16 protein-coding genes are annotated in these 18,450 nt (G+C 72.5%); 1 reads left to right on the forward strand and 15 read right to left on the reverse strand.

Features of this window, described 5'->3' with window-relative positions:
* Positions 1-280: 280 nt before the first annotated feature.
* The 14 genes from QRN23_RS00530 to tilS form a co-directional block, all read right to left on the reverse strand.
* Positions 281-1,132 (reverse strand): serine protein kinase RIO, encoded by an 852-nt coding sequence (locus QRN23_RS00530; RefSeq protein WP_285062002.1) that lies wholly within the window; start codon positions 1,130-1,132, stop codon positions 281-283.
* A 1,681-nt stretch (positions 1,133-2,813) separates the two neighbouring features.
* On the reverse strand, positions 2,814-3,836 hold the full coding sequence (locus tag QRN23_RS00535) for a sigma-70 family RNA polymerase sigma factor (protein WP_056044073.1): 1,023 nt from the start codon (positions 3,834-3,836) through the stop codon (positions 2,814-2,816).
* A gap of 401 nt (positions 3,837-4,237) precedes the next feature.
* Entirely contained in the window at positions 4,238-4,528 is a 291-nt protein-coding gene (locus QRN23_RS00540) for a hypothetical protein (protein ID WP_159828251.1), read from the reverse strand.
* Between the two features lie 181 nt (positions 4,529-4,709).
* The gene (gene lysS, locus QRN23_RS00545; RefSeq protein ID WP_285062005.1) at positions 4,710-6,230 is read right to left on the reverse strand and encodes a lysine--tRNA ligase; all 1,521 of its coding nucleotides are present in this window, start codon (positions 6,228-6,230) and stop codon (positions 4,710-4,712) included.
* A 49-nt stretch (positions 6,231-6,279) separates the two neighbouring features.
* A complete protein-coding gene (locus QRN23_RS00550; protein ID WP_082460095.1) occupies positions 6,280-7,134 on the reverse strand; it encodes a Rossmann-like and DUF2520 domain-containing protein in 855 nt (284 codons plus the stop codon).
* Positions 7,131-9,026 (reverse strand): PH domain-containing protein, encoded by a 1,896-nt coding sequence (locus tag QRN23_RS00555; RefSeq protein WP_285062007.1) that lies wholly within the window; start codon positions 9,024-9,026, stop codon positions 7,131-7,133. The genes QRN23_RS00550 and QRN23_RS00555 overlap by 4 nt, the downstream gene beginning before the upstream one ends.
* Positions 9,023-9,502: a PH domain-containing protein gene (locus QRN23_RS00560; RefSeq protein ID WP_056044081.1), complete on the reverse strand. Its 480-nt coding sequence runs from the start codon at positions 9,500-9,502 to the stop codon at positions 9,023-9,025. Before QRN23_RS00560 ends, QRN23_RS00555 begins: the two co-directional genes overlap by 4 nt.
* Before the next feature lie 56 nt (positions 9,503-9,558).
* A complete protein-coding gene (locus tag QRN23_RS00565; RefSeq protein ID WP_056044083.1) occupies positions 9,559-10,035 on the reverse strand; it encodes a DUF3180 domain-containing protein in 477 nt (158 codons plus the stop codon).
* On the reverse strand, positions 10,032-10,673 hold the full coding sequence (gene folK / locus QRN23_RS00570; RefSeq protein WP_285062009.1) for a 2-amino-4-hydroxy-6-hydroxymethyldihydropteridine diphosphokinase: 642 nt from the start codon (positions 10,671-10,673) through the stop codon (positions 10,032-10,034). The genes QRN23_RS00565 and folK overlap by 4 nt, the downstream gene beginning before the upstream one ends.
* Positions 10,670-11,137 carry a dihydroneopterin aldolase gene (gene folB, locus QRN23_RS00575; protein ID WP_235452321.1) on the reverse strand — a complete coding sequence of 156 codons (468 nt, stop codon included), beginning with the start codon at positions 11,135-11,137 and terminating at the stop codon, positions 10,670-10,672. Before folB ends, folK begins: the two co-directional genes overlap by 4 nt.
* Positions 11,134-11,967, reverse strand: a complete 834-nt coding sequence (gene folP, locus QRN23_RS00580) for a dihydropteroate synthase (protein ID WP_285062190.1) — start codon at positions 11,965-11,967, stop codon at positions 11,134-11,136. The genes folB and folP overlap by 4 nt, the downstream gene beginning before the upstream one ends.
* Before the next feature lie 661 nt (positions 11,968-12,628).
* Entirely contained in the window at positions 12,629-14,620 is a 1,992-nt protein-coding gene (ftsH, locus tag QRN23_RS00585; protein ID WP_056044084.1) for an ATP-dependent zinc metalloprotease FtsH, read from the reverse strand.
* A 125-nt stretch (positions 14,621-14,745) separates the two neighbouring features.
* A complete protein-coding gene (gene hpt / locus QRN23_RS00590; protein ID WP_056044086.1) occupies positions 14,746-15,297 on the reverse strand; it encodes a hypoxanthine phosphoribosyltransferase in 552 nt (183 codons plus the stop codon).
* Between the two features lie 43 nt (positions 15,298-15,340).
* Positions 15,341-16,333: a tRNA lysidine(34) synthetase TilS gene (gene tilS, locus QRN23_RS00595; RefSeq protein WP_123571153.1), complete on the reverse strand. Its 993-nt coding sequence runs from the start codon at positions 16,331-16,333 to the stop codon at positions 15,341-15,343.
* Positions 16,334-16,404: 71 nt separating this feature from the next.
* On the opposite strand from tilS, the gene ppa reads away from it, so the two are divergent.
* Complete coding sequence (ppa, locus tag QRN23_RS00600) at positions 16,405-16,896, forward strand: inorganic diphosphatase (RefSeq protein ID WP_043593233.1); 492 nt, start codon at positions 16,405-16,407, stop codon at positions 16,894-16,896.
* Between the two features lie 82 nt (positions 16,897-16,978).
* On the opposite strand, the gene QRN23_RS00605 is transcribed toward ppa, so the two are convergent.
* Entirely contained in the window at positions 16,979-18,265 is a 1,287-nt protein-coding gene (locus QRN23_RS00605; protein WP_056044090.1) for a M23 family metallopeptidase, read from the reverse strand.
* Positions 18,266-18,450: the final 185 nt, after the last annotated feature.

Genomic DNA, 18,450 nt, shown 5'->3' on the forward strand with positions numbered 1-18,450 from the left:
GCTGCCCAGGGCATCAGCCCCGGGCGCGGTCGCGCCGGCCTTCAGGAGGCGCGGTGCGCGGTGATCGCGCGCCGCGCCTCCTGCGCTCTGCCGCCGTCGTGCGGCCGGGGCAGTCGCCGCGGACCCGGGCAGGTTCGGCCACGGCGGGCGGTCGCGGACGCCCGAATCCCACGAACACGCCCACCCTGCCGCCGCCCGGACCCGGCCCCGGCCCCGGCTCGGCCGTCCAGCCCGGCCCGGCCGTCCAGCCCTGCCCGGCCCGGCCCCGGCCCGGCCCGGCCTAGTACACCTCGCCCAGCGCCTCGGCGAAGACCTGCTCGGGGTCGCGGACGAACCCGCGCCGGGCGAACCAGGCGCAGACGTTGCGGCAGTCGCGTTCGAGCAGCTCGACGCCGGTCGGGTTGCTCGCGACGTCGACCAGCTGGGGCACGTCGATGGCGACCACGCGCCCGTCGTGCACGAGCAGGTTGTACGGCGAGAGGTCCCCGTGCGCGAAGCCGGCCCGGGCGAAGCCGATCACGATCTCGTGCACCTGCTCGAACAGCGGCCAGAGTGTGGCGCCGTCGTCCTTGACCTGGGCGAGGCGTGGGGCGGCCTCGGCGCCGTGCCCGACGAACTCCATCAGGATCTCGGTGCCGCTGATCTGCACCGGGTACGGCACGGCGACGCCGAGCGAATGCATGCGGCAGAGCGCGTCGAACTCGGCCGCGGCCCAGAGCCCGGCCTGCACCCGGCGGCCGTGCGCCGAGCCGCGAGCCATCGCCCGGCCGTCGCGGGTGTTGCGGACCCGTCGGCCCTCCCGGTACTCCGACGAACGGTGGAAGTCGCTCTGTTCGGGCCCGCGGTACCGCTTCGCGGCCAGCAAGGAGGCGCGGGCTCCGTCACCGGCGCCCAGCACGACGTCCGTCGGCACGGCTCGGTCGATCAGGTGGACGTCGGCCTCCTTCCCGGTCTTGACGACGCCGAGCTCGGTGTCGATCGCAGCCGCGGAGGTCACGACCCAGGCGGGCCAGGGCCGGGGTCCGCGTTCGGTGGGGGTGGCGGCCGGCCAGGTGGACCAGCGCTGGTCGGCGTCGGAGTCGGGGTCGACGGTGGAGAAGGTGGGGACGACGAAATCGTCGGAGAAGGACAAGCGGTGCTCCAGGGGAGGCGTGAGACCGGCCCGGCGGGCGCGACGAGCGTCGCGCGGCTGTCGCTACGGGCGGAGGGTCTCGGGGTGAGTGGGGTACGCGTGGCATGCGTTGACGGCAGTCATGCTCATCACCCCTCTCGTGGAGTGTCTCGTGGCCCGGCCACCTCGTGGCCCTGGTCCGCCCACGGTACCGCCCCGCGCCTCCCCTGTCGACGGTCGTTTCTCTCGATCCCCTGCCGGTCGAGTGGGCAGAAGATGCTCTTCGGACGGAAACGAAGCGCATCTTCTGCCCACTCGGCCGAGTCACGACAGCAGGCGACGGACGCGGGCGACGAGTTTGTCCCCCCGGCGCCCGTGCAGGTCGTCGTCCGTGCACCGGACGGTGCGCCAACCGGCGTCGGCGAACCTCTCGCGGCGCAGGATGTCCTGTCGGAATCGCCCGGGGCGCGGCGGTGCTCGTCACCCTCGTACTCGACGGCCACCCCGCACCACGCGTACCGGAGGTCGGGCTTGCCGAGGTATCGCCCGTCCTGGTCGTACGTACGGATGTTGATCTCGGGTTCGGGGAGTCCCGCCCGGGTCAGGAGCAGGCGGAGTTCGGTCTCCTTCGGCGACTCGACCCCGGGTCGGACGAGTTCGAAGGCCTCTCGGACACGGGCGACGCCACGCCGACCCCGGGCATCGTGGAGCGCACGCTCGAGTTGCGCGACCGGTCGTTCCCGAGCCGCCACGTGGGGGGACCAGCAGCCGGCCAACGCATCTCCGGCCCGAACGAGGTCGGTGAGCGACAGCAGCGACCCGCACTCCACCCACGCCGTCACCGGCTCGTCGACCGGCAGACCGTCGACCCGCGACATCGGGGGCCGGTCGGACGGATCGAGTCCTGCACGACGGTCCGTCGGGTCGGCCCGGGAGGCGGCCGCCCCTGCCCGATGCGTGGCGACACCAGGCCGTCGCGGGCCGCGCCCCTCGATCGCGGTGACGTGGAGTGGTTCTCTGCCGTCGCGGACCCACCACGGCACGGGGAGACCCCACAGGCCCAGAGCCGTCACGCGGGAGAACCGCCAGTCGTCGAGCATGACGGGCAGCACGTCGCGGGCCCTGACCGCGAGGTCGCGCGGGACGTCGTCGGGATCGGGGTGCCCGTCGACGACGTACCGCACACCGCGGTGCGGAGCCGCGAGATCCGGCCCTCGGAGTCGCCCGATGCCGAGACCGGCACGGTGGGCCTCGTCGACGGCGAAGGGGCGATCGGCGAGCGGGAGGGGGACGACGATGCGCGGCACTCGTCGAGAGTGCCCGCCGGAACGCGACCCGCACCTCCTGATGTCGTCGCCTGGGGACAGGCGTGAGTACATCGGTTCTGGGGACCAGACGACCCCCCGCCCGAGTGGGCAGAAGATGCTCCTCAACGACCCCCGAAGAGCACCTTCTGCCCACTCGGCGGAAGAGGCCTCCGGCTGACGAGACCTATCGGCGACGAGTGGGCAGAAGATGCTGCTCGGCGAACCCCGAAGAGCATGTTCTGCCCACTCGCGGCTCCGAGGAGGCTCGGTGCGGGGCGCCACGGCACGGCACGAGACACGACGCGACCCCCGGACACGACGAAGGGCCGCCGCCCCGGGATGACCCGGGGCGACGGCCCTCGCGTGGTGCAGCGTGCGGCGTGACCGCAGACGACCTACTGCAGGTAGAGCTGGAGGTCCTGGCTGACGGCCTTCGCGAACATGCGGAGGCGGGCACGGCTCTCGACGCGCGAGACGGCCTGGCGCGACGAGTGGACGCGCTTGGAGATCTCGTCGAGGGTCATCGGCTGGTCGTCGTCGAGGCCGAAGCGCATGCGGATCACGCGCGCCTCGTCTTCGGGCAACGTCGCCACGAGGGCGTGCATGTCGCGGTTGAGTAGCGAGCTCTCGGTGGCCTGCGTGGGCGAGGGGGTCTCTTCGTCCTCGATGAAGTCGCCCAGTTCACTGTCTTCCGCGTCGCCGACGACGGTGTGGATCGACACCGGCTCGTGCGAACGGGACTTAAGCTCGATGAGGTCGGCGACGTCCATGGCGACCTCTTCGGCCACCTCGTCGACGGTGGGCGCACGGCCCAGGTCGACGGTCAGGTCACGCTCGGCCCGCGAGATGCGGTTGATGCGCTCGACCGTGTGCACCGGGATGCGGATGGCGCGCGCCTTGTCGGCGAGGCCGCGGGCGATGGCCTGACGGATCCACCACGTGGCGTAGGTCGAGAACTTGTAGCCCTGCGTGTAGTCGAACTTCTCGACGGCACGGACGAGGCCGAGGTTGCCCTCCTGGATGACGTCCATGAAGGGCAGGCCACGCTGCGTGTAGCGCTTGGCGATGCTGACGACGAGGCGGAGGTTCGCGGTGATCATGCGGTCCTTCGCACGCTCGCCGTCGTGCTGCAGCCAGCGGAGGTCGCGGAGCATCTCGGCGTGGGCCTTGGTGCGGTTCTTCTTGACCGCGTCGGCCGCCTGCAGCTCTTTGAGCTTCTCGCCGGCGAACAGGCCGACCTCGATGCGGCGGGCGATCTCGGTCTCTTCCGCTGCGTCGAGCAGCGGCATGCGGCCGATGTGGCGGAGGTAGTCGCCGACCTGGTCGGTGGAGGCCCCTCGGACCTGCGACAGGACCTCGACCTCGGTGTCGTCGGTGGCTGTGGTGGTGTTGCGCGTGGTGACGGAAGTGGTCGTCATCGTTCTCTCCCTGCTCGAGTACTGACCTGGTGTCGCGTCGATTAGTTCGTGAAGCTCGTCGGCGTACTTCGAGTCTGGCGTGCGGGGGCGTGCGGAAAAAAGCTGGTGCAGGCCCTGACGGGACTACTCCGAGCGCACGTCCAGAGTTTCGACGCCGACGGGGTACGAAGGCGAACGACGTTTGACAGCAGCCCGGAACGGGTATAGGCGGTCGCTATCACGCCGGGGGTACACATTCCCAGGGTGCTCACCGGAAACTCGGCGGCCGATCTGTCGGGGTACGTCGAACGGCACCGCGAGTCCAGGAGGCGCGGTGCCGTGACCTGAGGACGCGCGCGTCACCGGCGCGCCCGTCACCGGCGCACCCGTCGGCGACCCACCCGGCGGCGGGAGAGGCCGGACTAGACCGTGCGGCGGCCCGAGCGGTCGGACAGGTCGGAGCGGTCGGACAGATCCGACCGGTCGGACAGGCCCGAGGTGCCGGTCGCGCCGGCGCGGCCGGACAGCTCACGCGACTCGGCGCGCTCTTCCGCCTCGGCCCGGGCGCGCTCTTCGGCCTCGACCTTGGCGTAGGCGGCCCGCTCGGTGCGGTCGGAGCGCAGCAGTGCCCGGACGATGAACCAGAAGATGAGGCCCACGAGGATGGTGGGCGTCACGGAGAAGACGATGGCTCCGGCAAGGGACTCAGGCACCCGACCAGGGTACGTCGCCCTCCCGGGGAAAACCACGTGCACCTCTCGACGCCGAGACGACGGAGGCGCGGTGCCCGACCGGCACCGCGCCTCCTGCGCCCGACGCGCGAGCGTCCGCACCCCCGCGCGAACGCGAGCGCGAGCGCGAATGCGAACGCGGGCGCGGGCGCGGGCGCGGGCGCTACTTGACCAGCGGGAAGAGGATCGTCTCGCGGATGCCGAGGCCCGTGATCGCCATCAGGAGGCGGTCGATGCCCATGCCCATGCCGCCGCTCGGCGGCATGCCGTGCTCGAGCGCGGTGAGGAAGTCGTCGTCGAGGCGCATGGCCTCGGCGTCGCCGCGGGCCGAGAGGGCGGCCTGCTCGACGAAGCGCTCGCGCTGGATCACGGGGTCGACCAGCTCGGAGTACGCGGTGGCGAGCTCGAAGCCGCGGACGTAGAGGTCCCACTTCTCGACGACGCCGGGCTTCGAGCGGTGCTGGCGGACGAGCGGGCTCGTGTCGACCGGGAAGTCGACCACGAAGGTCGGGCGGTCGAGCGACGGCTTGACGAAGTGCTCCCAGAGCTCTTCGACGAGCTTGCCGTGGGTCTCGTGCGGCACGACCAGGTCGACGGTGGCGGCGAGCGCCTGCAGGTCGGCGACGGTGGTCGACGGCGTGATCTCGACTCCGGCGGCCTCGCTGAGCGACTCGTACATCGGCACGCGGGCCCACTCGCCGCCGAGGTCGTACTCGGTGCCGTCGGCGAGGGTGACGAGGTGCGAGCCGGAGACGGCCATGGCGGCGTTCTGCACGAGCTCTTGCGTGAGGCGCGCCATCTGGTCGTAGTCGCCGTAGGCCTGGTACGCCTCGACCATCGCGAACTCGGGCGAGTGCGTCGAGTCGGCGCCCTCGTTGCGGAAGTTGCGGTTGATCTCGAAGACGCGGTCGATGCCACCGACGACGGCCCTCTTGAGGAACAGCTCGGGCGCGATGCGCAGGTACAGCTCGGTGTCGAAGGCGTTGCTGTGCGTCTGGAACGGTCGGGCCGCGGCGCCGCCGTGCATGGTCTGCAGCATGGGCGTCTCGACCTCGAGGTACTCGTACGAGTCGAAGGTGCGGCGCAGCGACGAGACCGCGGCGGCCCGGGCGCGGACGGTGGCACGGGCCTGGTCGCGCACGATCAGGTCGAGGTAGCGCTGACGCACGCGCGTCTCCTCGCTGAGCTCGGAGTGCAGGTTCGGCAGCGGCAGGATCGCCTTGGCCGCGATGGACCACTCGGTGACCATGATCGACAGCTCGCCGCGACGGGACGAGATGACCTCGCCCTTGACGAAGACGTGGTCGCCCAGGTCGACGAGCTCTTTCCAGTCGGCGAGGCGCTGCTCGCCGACCTCGGCGAGCGAGACCATGGCCTGGATTCGGCTGCCGTCGCCCGCCTGGAGCGCGGCGAAGCAGAGCTTGCCCGTGTTGCGGGCGTGCACGACGCGACCGGCCAGCCCGACGACGTCACCCGAGCGGCTGTCGGTCTCGAGCTCGGCGTACCGGGTGCGGACCGCACCGATCGTGTCGGTGATCGGCACGCCGACCGGGTACGCCTCGACGCCGGCCTCGAGCAGGCGGGCGCGCTTGTCGAGCCGCACCTGCTTCTGCTCCGACGCCTCGCGCGCGGCGGTGGCCGCCTCGTCGTCGGGGGTGGTGATCGGGTCGGGCGCGGCGGTCATGTGTCAGGTGCTCCTGGGGTGGTGGAGGGGGCGGGAGGCGCGGGCCTGGTCAGGCGCGCGGGTCACCGAACGCGGTGGGGCCGTCGTCGAACGAGGCCATGTCGATGGTACCGGGGCCGGCCGCGCCCCCGGCCTCGCCGAGGGCGGCGTCCATGGCCGACCGCATCAGCGGCGCGAGCAGCCGTCCCGGCTCGGGCAGGCCCAGCTCGGTCAGCAGTCCGACCGACTGCGCGACGATCGCGGCCGAGAACTCCGTGGCCGTCGCGATGGCCTCGGCGTAACGCGGCCGGTCGGCCTCGGCCACGATGACGGGCTCGGCCCCCATCTCGACGACGAGCGCCTGGCCGATCGGCTGGACGGGGGTAGGCGCGGTGACGGCGCACCAGGCGTCGCGCAGTCGGACGAGGTCGATGGTCGTGCCCGTGAAGGCGAGGGCCGGGTGGATCGCCAGCGGGATCGCCCCCGACGAGAGGGCGGGCCGGAGCACCTCGAGCCCGTGCCGGGGCGAGGTGTGCACGACGAGCTGGCCGGGCTGCCAGGTGCCCGTCGCGGCCAGGCCTTGGACGAGGTCGGCCAGCTGGTCGTCGGGGACGGCGAGCAGGACGAGTTCGCTGCGCTCGACGATCTCGGGCACGGTCAACAGGGGCACGCCCGGCAGGATCGCCTCGGCCCGGTCGCGGCTGCGCTCGGACACGGCCGAGATGCCGACGATCGCGTGACCGGCGGCGGCGAGCGCGGCACCGAGCACGGGTCCGACCCGGCCGGCGCCGACGATGCCGACGCCGAGACGGCCGCTGCGCCGGTCGGAGCCGCGCGCGGTCGGCCGGGGGTCGCGCGGTGCGTCGCGTGGGCCACCGAGGGACGAGCCGCCGAGGGAGGGGCCGCCGGTCGACGGGTCGGTCACGGGGTCTCCTCGCTCCAGCGGTGGGTGCGGTCGGCGTGGGCGGCGGCGACGGCCTCGCGACCGGCGGTCGTGAAGAAGCCGAGGGCGTCGTCCTGGTCGAGTGCGCCGATCTCGGCGACGATCGGCCCCTGGACGGTGTGCAGGTGCACGGTCGCGAGCCGCAGCCGGCGGCGCAACGGACCCTGCACCAGGCCGACGCTCTGCACCCGGGGCAGCGGCACGATGACGAGCTGGCGCCAGATCGCGCCCTTGCGCAGCAACAGCGCACCCGGCGCCGAGCGGAACCCGTTGCGCCGCCACGAGAACCAGCGCAGCACGGCGGCCCGGCGCGGAGACACGGTGAAACCGCCGTCCGTGCCGCTCGACCTCAGCCCGCCCTCGACGAGCGTCAGGGTGTGCTCGGTCGTCGCCTCGACGGCGTCGCGGACGGCAGGAGGCGCGGCCACGCCGGTCGCGGACGTCTCGTCGTCGATCGCCTCACCCCCGAGGGCAGGAGGCGCGGCCTCGCCGGTCGAGGAGCCGGCGGCCGCCGGTACCGTCGCGGAGGCGACCGCCTCGGGGGCGTCGGCCGATGCGGGCGACCCGGCCCGCGCCTCCTCGGAGGCGACGCCGACGGCGGCCACGCCGACCAGCTCGGGCAGGACGAGTTCGAGGACGCGGCGGACGTCGTCCTCGTCGCCGACCGGCAGGATCGTCGTGTTCTCCTGCCCCGCGGCACCCTTGGTGCTCGAACGCGAGGCGCGGTTGATCTTGACGTCCCACCAGCCGAACGGGCGCCAGAGCAGCGGTTGGCTGACCTTGATCGAGTGGATGCGGCCGGGCGGCAGCGTCTCGTTCGAGGTCGAGAAGAGGCCGTAGCCGATGCGGACCCCGTCGCGCGTGCCGGCGATCGTGTAGCGCAGCGACTTCGTGATGCGGTTGACGTAGAACCCGCCCGAGCCGAGCACGGCCGGCAGCAGCACGAAGAGCAGGAACCACTCGCCCGTCGTGACCACGCTGATCACGATCGCCAGGACGGCCGCCAGGAGGAACAGCGTGTAACCGCTCAGGACGGTCGAACCGATGAGGCGACCGGGCGAGAGGGCCACGACCGACCGGGGCGGTGCCTCGTCGGGGTCGAGCTCGGGTGCGAGGAACTCGTGGGCGCGCTGCTCGACCAGACCGCCGAAGCCCTGCCGGTGCGGGGCGGGGGCGCCGGTCCGACCGGGGGTCGAGGTCCCGGCGACGGCGGCCGGGTCGGTCGCATCGCCCGTGCCCGCGCCTCGCGGATCGACCGGTGCACCGGGCGCGCTCGGGGCCGGGGCGTGCGTCTGCTGCGCCCCGCCCGCGCGCCGCAGGATCTCGCGGCGCAGGTCGTCCGCCGACGCCGACCGCAGGTAGGCGAGGGTGACGTTGGCGTCCTGCCCGGCCTGGGTGACCTCGAGCTTGGCGGCGCCGAAGACGCGGGCCAGCAGGGGACGCTGGATGTTGATGCCCTGGATGCGGTCGAGCCGCGCCCGCCGGTTCGTGCGGAACACGATGCCGCTGCGGACCTCGACGACGTCCTCGCCCACCCTGAAGGTGTGCATGCGCCACGACAACCAGAACCCGCCCACGAACAGGGCGATCACCACGACCACGGCGAGCAGCAACAGGCCCAGCCAGCCCTTGTCGACGACGTACCCGAACGGGTCGCCCTCGTCACCCCGCCGACCGCCGGGCACGAACAGTTCGACCACGTACTCGCGCGCGTTGTTGAACAGGATGACGAGCACCGCGGCCAGGGCGATGCCGCCCTTGAGCAGCGGGGTGGCCGGGTGCAGACGGTGCCACTCGCCGTCGGTGAGCGCGGCGACTTCCGGAGGCGCGGGTCGGCCCCCGCCGCCGTCCGCCCCGGTGCGGGGGTCGCTCACAGGCCGGCCCGACGCGATTCGGCCAGCTCGACGAGGCGGTCGCGCAGCCGCTCGGCCTCGTCGGCGGGGACGCCCGGGATCGTCACGGCCGACGCCGCGGCCGCGGTGACGAACTTCAGGTCGCTGAGGCCGAGCGCCCGGACGACCGGGCCACGGTTGATGTCGATGAGCTGCATGCGCCCGTAGGGCACGGCCACGACGCGCAGGTACAGGATGCCCTTGCGCAGCAGCAGGTCGTCCTCGCGCAGCTGGTAGCCGATCGCCCGGACGCGACGGGGGGTCAGGGCGGCGACCACGACGGTGACGACCACCACGACGGCGGTGATCGCGTAGGTCCACCACTGGCCGATCAGCCAGAGCGGGACGGTGGCACCGGCCACGATCAGGCCGGTGACGAGGTAGCCGATCAGCTCGGGCCAGACGTACTTGGGCGAGACGCGGTTCCACTCGGCGTCGGGGATGTCGAGTCGGTCCATGTCGGCGTCTCTTCCGGTCGGCAGCGGTCGGTCGGCGGTGGTGGGACCGCAGGCGGTCAGACCGCCTGTGTGCCCGAGCCCTGGCCGTGCTCGTCGTCGGCGGGCGGGACGGTGCACATGCGCTCGGCGACGATGCCGGCCACCAGCAGCCCCGCACCGCCGACGACGGCGACGATCGCGGGCACGAGCGAGCCTACAGCGACCCCCACGCCGCGGGACAGGACGAACAGCAGGACTCCCCCGGCGAAGCCGCCGAACAGGGCACCGGCCAGGCTGCTCGCCTTGGCCAGCAGCAGCACGCGGGTCGCGTAGTAGGGGTCGACGCGTTCCTTGCTCGACCCGGTCGCGACCCGGTGCACGGGCACGGCCATCGAGACGACGACGCCGCCGATGCCGAGCAGCACGAGGCCGAGCGCGAAGGGCAGCACGATCGAGGGCTGACGCATGGCGACCAACACCGAGTCGAGGACGAAGCCGGCGGCCACGGCCACGATGATCAGGCCGACCAGGGTGGAGGGGCGGGTGTGCTTCACGGGGCTCCTGGGCTGGGGTCGGTGGTCGGGTCGTGCGCGGACCCGTGGTCGGACGCGGGGTCGAGCAACGGAGGCTCGGGCGCGGGGTCGAGCAGCGAGGTCGCTCCCGGCACGGGACGGGTGCGCTCGGTGAGCCGGGACGCCAGGTCGGCGACCCGCCCGGCTCCGGCGAGCCGCGCCTCCGGGTCCAGCTCGAGCCAGGGCTCGAGCACGAACGCGCGCTCGGCGGCGCGGGGGTGCGGCACCTGCAGGCGCTCGGTGTCGATGCGCTCGTCGTCGAGGGCGACGACGTCGAGGTCGAGGGTCCGGTCGCCCCAGCGCACCTCGCGGGTGCGCCCGTGCGTGGCCTCGATCGCCTGCAGCGCGTCGAGCAGGGCGTCGTCGTCGAGCGTGACGTCGGCGAGCAGCACGGCGTTGAGGTAGGTCGGCTTGCCCGGATCGAGGCCGTCGAGCGTGACGGCGGTCGACGACACGGGCGCGGAGGCCGCGACGACCGTGATGCCGGGGGTCGCGTCGACGGCCCGGACGGCCTCGCGCAGCAGGGTGTCGCGGTCGCCGAGGTTCGAGCCGAGGGCGATCACCGCACGCCGGACGCGCGGCGCGGCCGTGCTCGGCGCGCCCGTGCTCGGGCCGCTCACGCGCGCTCCCGGCTGATGGTGATCGACACGTCGCCGAAGGGCACGGTGATCGGGGCGCCCGGCTTGTGCACGGTCACCTCGGTGGATACCGCCGCACGGTGCGCGAGCACGACGCCGGCGAGGCGCTCGGCGAGGGTCTCGATCAGGTCGACCGGGTCGCGCTCGACGGCGGCCACGAGTTCTTCGGCCAGGACGCCGTAGTGCACGGTCTCGCCGAGGTCGTCCCCGGACGCCGCCGGGGAGGTGTCGAGGTGCACGACGACGTCGACGACGAACTCCTGCCCGTCGCGGCGCTCGTGGTCGAAGACGCCGTGGTGGCCGGTTGCCCGGACGCCGCTGAGGCGCAGCACGTCGAGGCCGGTCGCGCGGAGGACCGGCACGGGCCCGCCGACCGTCTCGTGCTCGGGGACCGACTCGGGCTCGCGCGCGGGCAGGCCGTCGGGCCCGCTCTCGACGCCGGTCACGCGTGCCTCGCCGGTCGGCGGGGAGCCACCGCGGCCTCGGTCCAGGCCTGCAGCACGTCGAGGGCGACGCGGGTCCCGGCGACGTCGTGGACGCGCACGCCCCATACGTCGGCCTGGGCCGCCAGCACGCTGATCACGGCGGTCGCGGGGTCGCGGTCGGTGGGCGGCGCCCCCTCGGGCAGGAGGTCGGCCAGGAACCGCTTGCGCGACGCGGCGACGAGCACGGGCAGGCCGAGCCGGCCGAGCACGTCGAGGTGGGCGAGCAGCTGCCAGTTCTGGGTGGCGTCCTTGGAGAACCCCAGCCCGGGGTCGAGCACGATCGCGGACGGGTCGACGCCGCGGGCGACCAGGTCGTCGACCCGCGCGGCGAGCTCGTCGGCGACGGTGCCGACGACGTCACCGTCGTAGTCGCGTGACGCGGCGGCGGGTGCCTGGCCCGAGCCGTCGAGTCGACCTCGCCAGTGCATGACCACGAAGGTGCGGCCGCTCTCGGCGGCGACCCGGGCCATGTCGACGTCGGCGAGGCCCCCCGACACGTCGTTGACGATCTCGGCACCGGCCTCGAGCGCGGCGGCGGCGGTCGACGCGTTCATCGTGTCGATGCTGACGCGCACCCCCTCGGCCGCGAGTTCTCGCACGACCGGCAGCACCCGGCGCAGCTCGTCCGCGGGCTCGACCCGAGAGGCACCGGGCCGGGTCGATTCGCCGCCCACGTCGACGATGTCGGCCCCCTGCGCGACGAGGGCGCGGGCATGGGCCAGGGCGGCGTCCAGGTCGAGGTGACGACCGCCGTCGCTGAACGAGTCGGGCGTCACGTTGAGCACGCCCATCACCTGCGGGCCGGGCCGGCGAGCACCGGATCGGTCGCGCGACCGGCGGAGAACCGGTGCAGGAGGCGCGCCGTGCGACCCCGGGCCGGTCGCGACCCGGTCACGCACCGCGGGTGCCGCGTGCGAACCGGCGCGCTGCCGCTCGGGTCGTGACCGCGCCTCGAGCACGGCGTCGGCGTCGTCGAACGACCGCTCGTGCAGCGGCCCCTCGAACCGACCGCCGGCCACGAGCCGACGTCCGGAGCGGACCGCGGGGGCCGGCGCCTCGGCGGGGAGGCTCGTCGCGGACGTGGTCGCCGGTGTGTGCGTGACGGGCGGCAGCTGGGCCGGGGGACGGACGGCCGCGGTCTCGTTCTGTGCCAGGACGAGACGTCCCTGCGTGATCGGGCCCACGGCGAGCTCGTCGGCGGCTGCCCGGGCGGAGGCCGGGGGCGCGTCGACGACGACGTCGGCCGGGTAGCGCTCCCGACCGCGAGGTCGCTTCGACGGTACGGCGCCGCCCTCGTGGGTCGCAGCGGGCAGACGTCCGTCGTCAGCGGACGTGGCGGGGGTGCCGCGAGACGGGTCGGTCACGAAGCGGTACCTCCGTTCGGTGCTGGGGACGAGCCCTCAGGCTATCGACCGGCTGCGCCTGGGCGCAGCCGGTCGGGCCGATCGTGCGTCAGGCCGTGGCGATGCCGGGCGTCGTGCGGGGCGGGCGCGTGCGGGCCGGCTTGGTCGTCGGCTCGGAGTCGACGCCGCCGTCGACGGCTTCGGCGTCCACGGGCGACTTCGTCGGCATCGGGATCGCCGGGCGGTCGGACACCGGACGCTTGTCGCTCGAGAGCCACTGCGGGCGCTCGGGCAGTTTGCGGACGTCCTTGAAGATCTCGGCGAGCTCGTCGTGGTCGAGGGTCTCTTTCTCGAGCAACTCGCGGGCGAGGAAGTCGAGCACGTCGCGGTTGTCGTTGATGACCTCCCACGCCTCGTCGTGCGCCTGCTCGAGCAGCACGCGGACCTCGGCGTCGACCGTCTCGGCGATGTTCTCCGAGTAGTCGCGCGAGCTTCCGTCGCGGCCCATCATCATCTCGCCGGAGGCCTGGCCGAGCTTGACCGAGCCCACCTTGTTGCTCATGCCGTACTCGGTGACCATCTTGCGGGCGGTCGCCGTGGCCTTCTCGATGTCGTTCGAGGCACCGGTGGTCGGGTCGTGGAAGACGAGCTCTTCGGCGACACGGCCGCCCATGGCGTACGTGAGCTGGTCGAGCAGCTCGTTGCGGGTCACCGAGTACTTGTCCTCGAGGGGCAGGACCATCGTGTAGCCCAGGGCCCGACCGCGGGGCAGGATCGTGATCTTGGTCACGGGGTCGGTGTGGCGCATGGCCGCGGCGGCGAGGGCGTGGCCACCCTCGTGGTACGCGGTGATGAGCTTCTCGTGGTCGTTCATGATGCGGCTGCGGCGCTGCGGGCCGGCCATGACGCGGTCGACCGCCTCGTCGAGGGCACGGTTGTCGATCAGCTGCGCGTTGGAACGGGCGGTGAGCAGGGCGGCCTCGTTGAGGACGTTGGCCAGGTCGGCACCCGTGAACCCGGGGGTCTTACGGGCCAGCACCTCGAGGTTGACCGAGGCGGCGAGGGGCTTGCCCTTGCCGTGGACCTCGAGGATCTGCCGGCGGCCGTCGAGACCCGGAGCGTCGACGCCGATCTGGCGGTCGAAGCGGCCGGGGCGCAGCAGGGCCGGGTCGAGCACGTCGGGGCGGTTGGTCGCCGCGATCAGGATGACGTTGGTCTTGACGTCGAAGCCGTCCATCTCGACCAGCAGCTGGTTGAGGGTCTGCTCGCGCTCGTCGTTGCCGCCGCCGATGCCGGCTCCGCGGTGACGACCGACGGCGTCGATCTCGTCGACGAAGATGATCGCCGGGCTGTTCTGCTTGGCCTGCTCGAAGAGGTCGCGGACGCGGCTGGCGCCGACGCCGACGAACATCTCGACGAAGTCGGACCCCGAGATCGAGAAGAAGGGGACGCCGGCCTCGCCGGCGACGGCGCGGGCGAGCAGGGTCTTGCCGGTGCCGGGAGGGCCGTAGAGCAGCACGCCCTTCGGGATGCGGGCGCCGACGGCCTGGAACTTGGCGGGCTCTTTCAAGAACTCTTTGATCTCTTCGAGCTCTTCGATGGCCTCGTCGGCTCCGGCGACGTCGGTGAACATGACCTGCGGGGTCTCTTTCGAGGCGAGCTTGGCCTTGGACTTGCCGAACTGCATGACCTTGCTGCCGCCGCCCTGCATGGACGAGAGCAAGAACCAGAAGATGACGCCGATGATCAGGAACGGCAGCAGGATGCTGAGCAGCGACATGAACCAGCTGGTCTGCGTGACGGTGTCGTCGAAGTTCTCGAGGTTCGCGTCGGTGACGGCGTCGACGACCTCGGAACCGCGCGGCGTCGCGTAGTAGAACTGCTCGGCCTTGTCGCCGTCCTTCAGGACGAGGTCGACGCGCTGCTCGTTGCTGAAGATCGTCGCCGACTTGACCTTGTCGGCCTGGATCGCCTCGAGGCCCTTCTGGGTCGAGATCTGCGTCGTGCCCGCCCCGCTGATGAGGCTCCACCCGATGCCGATGCCGATGACCGCGATCACGATGTAGATGATCGGACCGCGGAAGAGTTTCTTGAAGTCCATGTCAGTACGGGCGACGCCCGACACCTTTCTGCAGGAAGAACGTGAGCAAAAGGGTACATCGGGGCTGCTATGCCCTGGATGGGTGTTCGCCGAGGGCTTGATCGGCCCCGCCCGGGAGCGGACCGCTAGCTGTAGACGTGCGGGGCGAGCACCCCGACACCGCGGAGGTTGCGGTACTTCTCGTCGTAGTCGAGGCCGTAGCCGATGACGAAGTCGTTCGGGATCTCGAAGCCGACGTACTTGACGTCGACGGCGACCTTGGCGGCGGCCGGCTTGCGGAAGAGCGCGAAGATCTCGACCGACGCCGCGCCGCGCTTCTGCAGGTTCTCGAGCAGCCACGACAGCGTGAGGCCCGAGTCGATGATGTCCTCGACGATGATGACGTCGCGGCCGTGCAGGTCGCTGTCGAGGTCTTTGAGGATGCGCACGACGCCCGACGACTTGGTGCCGGAGCCGTACGACGAGACGGCCATCCAGTCCATCGCCGAGGCCAGCTTGAGCTCGCGCGAGAAGTCGGCCATGACCATGACCGCGCCCTTGAGGACGCCCACCAGAAGCGGCTCGCGACCGGCGTAGTCGGCCTCGACCTGCCGGGCGACCTCGGCGATCTTGGCGTGGATCTGCTCTTCGGTGTAGAGCACGCTGGTCAGGTCGGCCTCGATGTCGCTGAGTTCCATGGTGGTGTCGTGCTCCTGGGGTCGTGGGGTGCCGAGGGGGATCTCAGGAGGCGCCGGTCGCCGAGAAGTGCAGCGCGCCTCCGGTGCGTTCCACTGTAATGCCCGGCAGCGACACCGCCCCCTGCCCGTGCCAGTCGGTCACCAGCCGGGCGACCTCGAGGGTCTGGACGCGGCTCAGCGAGACGCCGAACTCGCTCTGCACCGCGAGCCGGATCAGTCGCTGACGCAGGGCCGCCGGGTTCGCGGCGAGCCCCCGGACGTCGAGCGAGATGCCCGCCTCGGCGTGGTCGGCCAGCTCCTCGGCCAGTTCGTCGGCGAAGTGGTCGAGGGCGGACGAGTCCTCGCGCAGCGCGTCCGCCGTCCGCGCGAGCGCCTCGGTGATGCCCGGGCCCAGCTCGCGCTCGAGCATCGGCAGGACGGTCCGCCGCAGTCGCACCCGCGTGAAGGTCGGGTCGTCGTTGTGCGGATCGGCCCAGGCCTCGAGGCCGGCGTCGGTGCAGGCCGCCGCCGTGGTCGAGCGACCGACGACCAACAGGGGGCGGGCGTACAGGCCCGAGCGCGCCTCCATGCCGCTCAGGCTCGTCGCACCGCTGCCCCGGGTGAGGCCGAGCAGCACCGTCTCGGCCTGGTCGTCGCGGGTGTGGCCGAGCAGCACGGTGCGGGCACCCTGCTCGGAGGCGACGGACGACAGCGCGTCGTAGCGGGCCGTGCGGGCCGCCGCCTCGGGACCGCCCTCGGTGCCCACCGAGATCCGGACGACGACGACGGGGTCGAGCCCGAGGCCGCGAGCCTGCTCGGCCGCGCGGGCCGCGACGGTGCGAGAGTCGCCCTGCAGGTCGTGGTCGACGACGACCGCCCCGGCGCGCAGCCCCGCACGCGGCGCCTCGAAGGCGAGCCCCGCGGCGAGCGCGAGGGAGTCCGGCCCGCCGCTGAGGGCCACGAGCACGAGGTCGCCCTCGTCGTGACCGGACAAGGAGGCGCGCACGGCTCGTCGGACGTCGGCCGTCGCGGGGGTCAGGCGGGGTCTGTCGGGCATCTTGTAACGTTAGCGACACCGCCGACCCGTCGGGTCGGACCCCCCAACGACGCATCGCAAGGAGCACACCCATGGCCGCGTACGACGCCGTGATCGAGATCCCCAAAGGCAGCCGCAACAAGTACGAGGTCGACCACGAGACCGGTCGCGTCTACCTCGACCGCGTCCTGTTCACCGGGTTCGTCTACCCGACCGACTACGGCTTCTTCGAGAACACGCTCGGCCTCGACGGCGACCCCGTCGACGTGCTCGTGCTGCTCGACTACCCGCTCTTCCCGGGCGTCGGGGTCAAGGTGCGCCCGGTCGGCGTCTTCAACATGACCGACGACGGCGGCAGCGACGCCAAGGTCATCGCCGTCCCCGCGAAGGACCCGCGCTGGGAGCACATCCAGGACGTCACCGACGTGCCCGAGTACCTCCGCAAGGAGATCGAGCACTTCTTCGAGCACTACAAGGACCTCGAGCCCGGCAAGTGGGTCAAGACCGAGGGCTGGGGCGACGCCGCCGAGGCCGAGGCCATCGTCGAGGCCGGCATCACGAAGCTGGCCGACGAGGGGCACTGACCTCCCCGCACCCCGGTACGACGAAGGGCCCGACACCACGTGGTGTCGGGCCCTTCGTCGTGGCCTCGTCCGGGGACGGCGCCTAGAGGCGGATGCCGCGGTCCGCCATGAACGGCTGGGGGTTCTGCGCGACGCCGCCGACGCGGGTCTCGAAGTGCAGGTGGCAGCCGGTCGAGTTGCCGGTCGAGCCGACGTGCCCGATCTGCTGGCCGGTGCCGACCGCCTGCCCGACGCTGACCATGATGCCGCCGTTCGGCTGGTGGCCGTACCCGGTTGTGACGCCGTTGCCGTGGTCGATCAGCACGAAGTTGCCGTAGCCGCCGTACCAGCCGGCGTAGCTGACGACGCCCGCGGTGGCGGCGTAGATGGGCGTGTTGCAGCCTGCGGCGAGGTCGGTGCCCGCGTGCAGGATGTACGCGTGCGTCACGGGGTTGACGCGCATGCCGAAGCCGCTCGAGATGTTGCCGCCGGCGGGGCGCGTCCAGCCCTGGGGCGAGACGACCCCGAGGGCCGTGCCGTTGGTCGCCGCCGCCGCGGCGGCAGCGGCGGCCCGTGACTCCTCGACGCCCTTCTGGTACTCGGCCTCGGTGTGGTCGACGTTGGTCTTCAGGGTCTCGAGCTGGGCCTGGAGCCGCGCCTGGTTCTCCTGCTGTGCGGCGAGGGCGTCGCTCGCGGCCTGGGCGGCGTCGTTCGCGTCGGCGAGGGCCTGCTGTGCCTCGTCGGCCAGCACGGCGAGGGCGGCCTCGGCGACGGCGGCCTGGTCGCTGAGCCCCTGTGCGGTGTTGCGGTCCTGCGTGGCCTGCGCGTAGATGCCGTCGGCCTGCTCGGTGAGCTTGCTCATCGCACCGAGCTTGTAGAGCAGCTGCCCGGCCTCACCCGGGTCGGCGATCAGGGTGCCGCTGACGCCGTTCGTGCCACCGGAGCGACCGAGCTGCGCGGCGAGTTGACCCGCCCGCTCCTCGCTGGCCGCGGCCACCTGGTCGGCGGAGTCGGCCTGCGACTGCAGCTGGGCGGTCTTGTACTGGGCGTCGTCGTAGGCGGACTGGGCCTTCTGCAGCTCGTCACCGCGCTTCTCGGCCTCGGTGTTCGCGGCGTCGAGATCGGCCTGCATCTGGGTGAGGATGCCCTCGAGGTTGGTGATCTCGGCCTGCTTCGCGGTCTCGTCGCCGCGGGCCTTCTGGACGTCCTCCCACGACGGGTAGGACGCGGCCGTCGCCGACGACGCGGGCAGTCCGACGACACCGGCGGTGAGCAGCAAGGAGGCGGCCGCCACGGTCACGACGATGCGGGCCAGGCGCGACGACGGAGCGAGCGGGCCCGAGGTGAGGCTCACGAGGCGCGGGCGCCCGGTGCGGCGGGTGGAGGTCATCGAGTGGTTCCGATTCGTCGTGACGGCATCGAGCCCGGCCGGTCGCGCCGGGGTCGCCGTGCAGGACACGGTATCGCCGACGCCCGGTCCCGTACAGCGCCGCGGACGCGACGCCGCCGGGCGGTCGACCGACGGTCGACCCCGAACTCTCAAGAACGACTTGAAACTAGCCGTCGAGTCGGTGA

The sequence above is a fragment of the Frigoribacterium sp. ME-P-080 genome (genome assembly GCF_030209595.1).
Taxonomy (GTDB): domain Bacteria; phylum Actinomycetota; class Actinomycetes; order Actinomycetales; family Microbacteriaceae; genus Frigoribacterium.

Excerpts from the sequence above, each read along its gene's own strand:
- QRN23_RS00535 (WP_056044073.1), bottom strand. The coding sequence starts at position 3,836 with ATGACGACCACTTCCGTCACCACGCGCAACACCACCACAGCCACCGAC.
- lysS (WP_285062005.1), bottom strand. The coding sequence starts at position 6,230 with ATGACCGCCGCGCCCGACCCGATCACCACCCCCGACGACGAGGCGGCC.
- QRN23_RS00560 (WP_056044081.1), bottom strand. The coding sequence starts at position 9,502 with ATGGACCGACTCGACATCCCCGACGCCGAGTGGAACCGCGTCTCGCCC.
- folP (WP_285062190.1), bottom strand. The coding sequence starts at position 11,967 with ATGGGCGTGCTCAACGTGACGCCCGACTCGTTCAGCGACGGCGGTCGT.
- ftsH (WP_056044084.1), bottom strand. The coding sequence starts at position 14,620 with ATGGACTTCAAGAAACTCTTCCGCGGTCCGATCATCTACATCGTGATC.
- hpt (WP_056044086.1), bottom strand. The coding sequence starts at position 15,297 with ATGGAACTCAGCGACATCGAGGCCGACCTGACCAGCGTGCTCTACACC.
- tilS (WP_123571153.1), bottom strand. The coding sequence starts at position 16,333 with ATGCCCGACAGACCCCGCCTGACCCCCGCGACGGCCGACGTCCGACGA.
- ppa (WP_043593233.1), top strand. The coding sequence starts at position 16,405 with ATGGCCGCGTACGACGCCGTGATCGAGATCCCCAAAGGCAGCCGCAAC.
- QRN23_RS00605 (WP_056044090.1), bottom strand. The coding sequence starts at position 18,265 with ATGACCTCCACCCGCCGCACCGGGCGCCCGCGCCTCGTGAGCCTCACC.